This window comes from Haloferax sp. s1, from assembly GCF_058382125.1.
This window is the reverse complement of record NZ_JBZRPK010000546.1, coordinates 1-6,996: the sequence shown is the minus strand read 5'-3', so window position 1 is coordinate 6,996 and position 6,996 is coordinate 1. Positions and strand designations below refer to the sequence as shown.

Sequence of the window (6,996 nt, the reverse complement as noted above, 5' to 3'; positions counted from 1 at the left end):
CTCGTATATCGATGACACTCAGTTCCAGAAGATTGTCGAGACGGCACAGGACCACGACACGCTGAGTCAACTACGTGCCGTCGAAAACGGGAATTTCGTCCGGACTGGCGGCCAATACATGGGACCGATTATCGACCTCTTCTCGGCGGAGGCGCTCGCCAAACAGCTGTATCCCGAAGAGTACGGTGAGTGGCCTGGTTCGATTCAGGATGTTCCCGAAGAGGAGCAGCTGTTCGACCGCCAGCGGGTCGCGGACATCATCAACGGCGACGTCTAATCCAGAAACGCATACAGGCTCCGACACTCATTACCTACGCACTCCCATGGCTATTTTCGGGAGCTATCTGAATCCAGCCTCGTATGCAGTAGACCATTCCTCTCAGAATCAGCAGGGAGAACTATTCTGTGATACACTCCCAACCGAACAGTAATCAGTAGCCGTCATTTTCAAATCCCGCCAAGCCTCCACACGGCTTCGCCGGACCGGGGCGTTCAAACGCTCGGCCGTCGCACATCACCCCATGAGCGACCACGACGACGCCCACGACGGCGGGCACGAGGAGTCCCACGGCGACGAGGGACACGACGATACCAACGAGGAGGGCGGCTACGAGATGCCGCACCGAGAGGAGTTCCAGCACGACCCGTTAGGCCACGCCGAGGTTCACGGCGGCATGACCGTCGGCGAACTCGTCGAGCAGTACGGCCACGCCGGAATCGGCGCGGCCGACGTTCACGAGGCGGCCGACATCTACGCCGAGATGCTGGCCGACGAGGACTGCACCGTCTTCATGTCGCTCGCCGGCGCGATGGTTCCCACGGGCATGCGTAAGGTCGTCTCCGACCTCATCCGTGACGGCTACGTCGACGCGCTCGTGACGACGGGCGCGAACTTGACCCACGACGCCATCGAAGCTATCGGCGGCAAGCACCACCACGGGTGTGAGAGCCACGACGAAAAGACCCACCGCGAGCACGACGAGACGCTCCGCGACGAGGAAGTCGACCGCATCTACAACGTCTATCTCCCGCAGGAGTACTTCGCGCTGTTCGAGTCACACCTTCGAGACGAGGTGTTCCCGCCGCTCGAAGAAGAGGGAATCGTCAGCATCGAACGCCTCTGCCGCGAACTCGGCCGCGCCAACAGCGAGGTCAACGAGCGCGAGGGAATCGAGGAAGATGCGGGCGTTGCCGCCGCGGCCTACGAGTGCGACGTCCCCATCTACTGCCCGGCAGTGCAGGACTCCGTCCTCGGCCTGCAGGCGTGGATGTACTCCCAAACCTCGTCGTTCTCGTTGGATGCGCTTTCGGACATGACGCCGCTTACGGACCTCGCGTACGACGCCGACAAGGCCGGTTGTCTCCTCGTCGGCGGCGGCGTTCCGAAGAACTTCACGCTCCAGACGATGCTCGTCACACCCGGTGCGTACGACTACGGCGTCCAGATTACGATGGACCCCGCGGCGACCGGCGGCCTCTCCGGCGCGACGCTCGATGAAGCTCGCTCGTGGGGGAAATTAGAGAAAGACGCCCGGAACACGACGGTGCTGGGCGATGCAACCATCATGCTTCCGCTTCTGGTCGCGGCAGCCCGCGAGCGACTCGACTGAGTCGTTTTCGAATTCGATATTTTCAGTTCCTTGATTCGAGGCGTTGTCACTGGATTGACTGGCAAGTTCTCAACTCCGAGAACTGCGTACTAACATCTAACAGTCGCGACTGGCATCGTCGGGATGAATGAAAGAGCCGTCGCTCGGGTCGATTATCGGAGACCGCTCCGATGTCGAACTCGCGGCCATCTTCGAGCGAATTTGGGAGGCACGAGGATACGAGGCACGGGTCAGGTTCCACGGCCCGGACGTGAACGTCGAAGCCGAGGGCGAAACACCTGAAGGGGCGCACCGTGAGATTCGTATCTGGGTGACGTCGACCAGAGCCATCACTGCGGACATGACGAGCGCGTTCGTCAGGACCTGCAATCGGGCAGATATCGAACCCTACGTGGCCGCGGTCGGCCACGGCCGACTCGAAGCCGACGCGTACCAACCCGGACTCGTCGTGCTCGACGCACCTTCGATTGCCGTCGAAGTCCGCGAAACCGGCGTCGAGTCCTTCGTGCACCAACTCGTCGATGAGGATGACGAATCCACCGCGACGAACTGGTTGGGCGACCCCGTCGACGCCGACGGGGAGGCGGACGAAACTGCGACCGACGAAACCGACGACGAGGAGGACGGCGAAGACGACGATGACAAGATACCCCGCCGCGAGGCCGTGAAAAAGGCCGGCACGTACGTCACCGGCGGTCTCGTGACGTACCTGATCGTCGAGAAGATATCGGACATCGTCCAACGGTCTCCGAAACTTCGGGCGGCCATCTCGCGCCGTGCGGCGTGGGTCGAATCCCACCTCCCCGAGATTAACACCCCTACGGTCGAGTGGTCGGTGCCGACTCCCCAACCGCTCTACGACGACCCAAGGCAACCCAACCGCACGACTACGTCGAGCAAGCCCACGAACGCGACGGCGATCCCCTACGAGACCCTCCGAGAAGACCCCGCGATGTACACCGGAACGGCCGTCACGTACACCGGCCGAGTCGAAGAGACGATGGAGCGAGGTGAGATACGATTTGCGACGATTGCCGTCGAGGACTCGAAAGGCCGCCTTCGCGGTGATGTGGTTGCCCGCTGGCCCGTGGGTCAGTTTTTCGACGACGATATCGGCTTTCGGCTCCTCGATACCGAGCGCGTCCGAATCTGGGGTGTCGTTTCCGGTGCAGGGTCGTTGTCTGGGAGCAGGCAGTACCCACAAATCGATGTCTCGGTGCTGGAGAAAGCGTGACTAAACTCGGTTGAGACCGATGGTGATTACTCGATTGCGGGGCGATATACGGGTGGCCGATGACGACGGCACCGTTCCGAACCGAACTAGGCACTCGGTGATGCGGAGCCCTATGAGTGCCGAGGCCGAACTATTACCGACCTATTTCGAATTGTCACTAAGGAACTTTCAAGATCGACTTAGATTGGCTTTACAGTCTCTCTGGATGGTTCATACGCTCGCCCAGCCAGAAGGATTTCTTGCTTGGCTTCCTTTACATCGTACTGACTCATCCCAAATTGCTTTGAAAATTCGTAGATGTCTGAATTATGTGCGCCATCACCATCGTCAAGCCTTTCGATTACTTTTAGCACAATTTCGCTATCTGGGACACCCTCTTTCGGGACAGATAACTCAATCCCATCATACACTACCTGTATTTCTTCTACCAATTCATCGTAAATCTCAGTGATTGTACCCACAATAAACATCAGCGTTCGACGTGCCTCCGGCTCGTTAGGCGACTCTTGAGGATGGTTCACCTCATTTCGTTTCTCTTTTAGATAATATAGGTTTGACAGCACAGGAGGTAGTTCACTAAGTTGCTGCTGAAGCGACTTATTTTCTGAATCATCACTCAAATATTCATTTATCAACTTTTCCAGAACTCTCCCCCAAGCGGCCTCCAACGAATTTCCAGTCTTCTCTTCGTGCCATACTCTCAGACAATGTTCCACAGCTCTGAGAGAAAGCATAACCGATGCGGTAGGCGAGCCGACAACAATTGACCGACAAGCTTCTTTTACGTCAGATTTTGGTCTTTCATGCAGCCAATTCCAAACGGGCCGACTAAATAATGAGTCTGGAGAGTTCAGCAACCCTTCCACATCCATCATACCAGTGTCCGCTGCTGGAATTCTTTGTTCGTTTTGAAGGTCTTGCTCAAGAAGATTTATCCAAGTCAGAGTTTCTCGCTCTAGCTCTTCTGCATGATTAGTAGACAAGGATTCATCTGGTTCGTACTCGTTTTGTATTCTATTTTTATACTGTGTTACTTTCCCTGCTACAGGAGAATCAATATCTCTTGATTGGAGAATCACTTTAACAAGCTCTAACGTGGACAGAATTTTATCCCCTTCTTCTCGGCCAACTTCGTATCCATTCTTTCCCGCTTCTCGAAGATACCCGATGGCGAGACCAAGCGTAAACGAATCAGATAGATTGAGATGCTGACTGTCTCTTGTCGAGCCAGCAAAGCCGCCAGAATTATTTAAACTAGTTTTCCCGAAGTCGCTCATATTGGTTATTAAATAGCAATGGATGTTAACTTTTTTCAATGTATGAACCTGTTCCTTGCCTAACTGATCTGGACTTAAAGCATTAAACCGGGAAATCTCCAGGCTAAATCTCACCTCAGATTCCCGATTCCTGTTTTTACTTTGCTCCCACCGCCCTAGGAGAGTTTGAGACAGAGAGACAATTACTTAGAGAACTTCAAGATATGTTTAGTAGGTTTGAATAACGAATCTAACTTCGAATTATGTCTGTCTCGACTGCGACCATTCGGCCATATTTCCATACACTGACCGAGATGACGAGATAACATCCGCGCTCTGTGCTCTCCAAGGTGAGTGGATTCATTTATGGATGTACTGGGAATTACGGATACTGTAGGCGTTTTCGCCATTTGCCGTCTGCGGAACCGTTTCGCTCCTCGTCTTTTCGGGGTGGTTAGCCGAGTGTGACCTGATCAGACCCGGATTGCCTGAACTATATTCGACGGACCTTCTATATCTAATACGAAAGATGAACGCACTACGAATTGACCACGTTCACCTCCGAATCCCGGAGGACGAGATCGAGCACGCAGTCGAATTTTATCAGGGCCACCTCGGGTTCCCGCTCGAAGGATTCGACGAGTACGAAGCGGGTGAGACACCGATTTTCCACTTCCGGCTGACACCAGACACGATTATCCACGTGAGACCGACCGACGAGTTCGTCCACCCTGAACGCGAGAACTTCGATCACCTCGCAATCATTCTGAACGAGGATATCAAAGACGTCAAGCAGGAACTCGAGGACGCCGGCGTCATTATCGAGCGAGAAGGGACGCCCTACGGTGCGACTGGTGAAGCCCCAGCAATCTACGTTCGAGATCCGTTCGGCTATCTTCTCGAACTCAAAGAACCCGTCGTGGAAACAGCCTAATCGACGCACGCACACGACCACCAACTACAATTCAGCACATATGGGACGCCTCATCGACGGCCACTGGAAGACGACTGACGAATTGACCGAGAACGACCAGAATCGAAGTGACGATGGATTCCGGGAGCGGGTCTCCCCGGACTCTCGATATCCCCCGGAATCGGGACGCTATCACCTGTACATCGCCCGCGCCTGTCCATGGGCACACGGGGCTACCCTCGTCCGGAAACTGCTCGGGCTTGAGGACGTCATCTCAATGGACATCGTCGACCCCGACCGTGGGGCCGGTGGCTGGCAGTTCACCCCTGACAAACCCGGCTGTACGCCGGATTCCATCCACGATTCGGACTTCCTCCACGAAGTCTACACAGCAGCCGACCGGGAGTATACTGGCGGCGTCACCACGCCAGTCCTCTGGGACCGAGAGGACGGGACTATCGTCAACAACGAGTCCATCGAGATCATGCAGATGCTCGCGACGGCGTTCGCTGACCACACCGACGAGTACGACCTGTACCCGGCGGGCAAGCGTGACCGCATCGACGCGGTCGTCGAGAAACTGCACGAACCGATTCTCAAAGGCGTGTATACTGCCGGCTTCGCGGACTCCCAGGACACCTACGAGAGAGCAGTCGAGGCCATGTTCGACGCCCTCGACTACTGGGAGGACGTGCTCGATAACCAGCGATTCCTCGTCGGGGATTCACTCACCACCGCCGATCTTCGACTGTTCCCCGCGCTGGTCCGGTTCGACCCCGTCTACTACACGCATTTCAAGTGTAACATCCGACGACTCGTCGACTATCCCAACCTCTGGGGATACACGCGCGACATTTACCAACACGACGGCGTCTCAGAGACGGTTAATCTCGACCACATCAAGAAGCACTACTACCGGAGTCACACGGATATCAATCCGACCGGATTCGTGCCGGTCGGACCGAATATCGATTTTACGGCCTCTCACAGTCGCAAACGAACAGTAAGTAAATGACATCGGCCCAATGAGTCCCTATATTCGAAGTCACTGGGGAGAGAAGCGGTCCATATGAATCGTTCCAACTCGCCCGAAACAGGATTCATCGATCCGAGTGGGGCTAACGCCGAAGCCATCCGGGATCTCACCGAGGACGTGCTCGATCAGCTCCTCGGGCAGCTCGGAGCGGCCGAAAAGCGGTCGCCGTTACCTGACGAGTCGACCGCCCCTACGGGAACGATTCCAGAATCACCACGGTCCCAGACCGACCTTCTCGACGACCTCGAGACCATCGCTGCTGGGTCGATGAACCCCGCGCATCCGGGATATATCGGTCATATGGATACGATGCCGACGACGGTATCGGTACTGGGTGACCTCGTCGCATCGGCGGTCAACAACAATATGTTGAGCGTGGAGATGTCGCCAGTATTCTCGGAACTCGAGGTCCGGTTGACCGAGACCATCGCCAGCGAGTTCGGCCTCGGCCCCAACGCCGGTGGGGTCCTCGCCAGCGGGGGGTCACTCGCGAACCTACATGCCCTCTCGGTCGCTCGAAACCAAGCATTCGATGTTCACGACGATGGGCTCGCCGGACTGGATGGTGAGCCGGTGCTGTTCGCGTCAGACGTTGCACACACCTCCCTACAGAAAGCCGCGATGCTGCTGGGGCTCGGGACCGACGCGGTCGTCGCCGTCGAAACGAACGCGAACTCTCGAATGAAGCCGAGCGCGCTGAACCAGGCGGTCGAACAGGCCGAACGAGACGGTCGCGTGCCCTTCTGTGTCGTCGCGACCGCTGGCACGACCACGACTGGGAACATCGACCCGCTCCCGGCGGTTCGTGATGTCGTCGATGAACATGACCTGTGGTTCCACGTCGACGCGGCCTACGGCGGGGCGCTCGTCTTCTCCGAAGCCGAACGGGACCGACTGGATGGCATCGAGGGGGCCGACTCCGTGACGTTCAACCCCCAGAAGTGGTG

Annotated in this window: 6 protein-coding genes and 1 pseudogene; 6 read left to right on the top strand and 1 reads right to left on the bottom strand. The window is 56.7% G+C overall.

Annotation, left to right across the window (positions count from 1 at the left end; all coding sequences use genetic code 11):
• The 3 genes and pseudogenes from QT222_RS09685 to QT222_RS09675 all read left to right on the top strand — a co-directional run.
• Nucleotides 1-277, top strand: a pseudogene (locus QT222_RS09685) (ABC transporter substrate-binding protein); the annotation flags it as partial.
• 244 nt (nucleotides 278-521) lie between these two features.
• Entirely contained in the window at nucleotides 522-1,610 is a 1,089-nt protein-coding gene (locus QT222_RS09680; protein WP_004059716.1) for a deoxyhypusine synthase, read from the top strand.
• 127 nt (nucleotides 1,611-1,737) lie between these two features.
• Nucleotides 1,738-2,844 (top strand): hypothetical protein, encoded by a 1,107-nt coding sequence (locus tag QT222_RS09675; protein ID WP_491477041.1) that lies wholly within the window; start codon nucleotides 1,738-1,740, stop codon nucleotides 2,842-2,844.
• A 179-nt stretch (nucleotides 2,845-3,023) separates the two neighbouring features.
• Here QT222_RS09675 and QT222_RS09670 read toward each other — a convergent pair whose 3' ends face one another.
• Nucleotides 3,024-4,121: a hypothetical protein gene (locus tag QT222_RS09670; protein ID WP_491477040.1), complete on the bottom strand. Its 1,098-nt coding sequence runs from the start codon at nucleotides 4,119-4,121 to the stop codon at nucleotides 3,024-3,026.
• 508 nt (nucleotides 4,122-4,629) lie between these two features.
• Between QT222_RS09670 and QT222_RS09665 the strand changes: the two genes are divergently transcribed.
• From QT222_RS09665 to QT222_RS09655, 3 genes are all read left to right on the top strand, one after another.
• Nucleotides 4,630-5,034: a VOC family protein gene (locus tag QT222_RS09665; protein WP_004059714.1), complete on the top strand. Its 405-nt coding sequence runs from the start codon at nucleotides 4,630-4,632 to the stop codon at nucleotides 5,032-5,034.
• A gap of 40 nt (nucleotides 5,035-5,074) precedes the next feature.
• Nucleotides 5,075-6,028, top strand: coding sequence for a glutathione S-transferase family protein (locus tag QT222_RS09660; RefSeq protein ID WP_491477039.1), 954 nt, complete (start codon nucleotides 5,075-5,077; stop codon nucleotides 6,026-6,028).
• 54 nt (nucleotides 6,029-6,082) lie between these two features.
• The coding region (locus tag QT222_RS09655; protein WP_491477038.1) for a pyridoxal phosphate-dependent decarboxylase family protein at nucleotides 6,083-6,996 on the top strand (914 nt) is incomplete at its 3' end.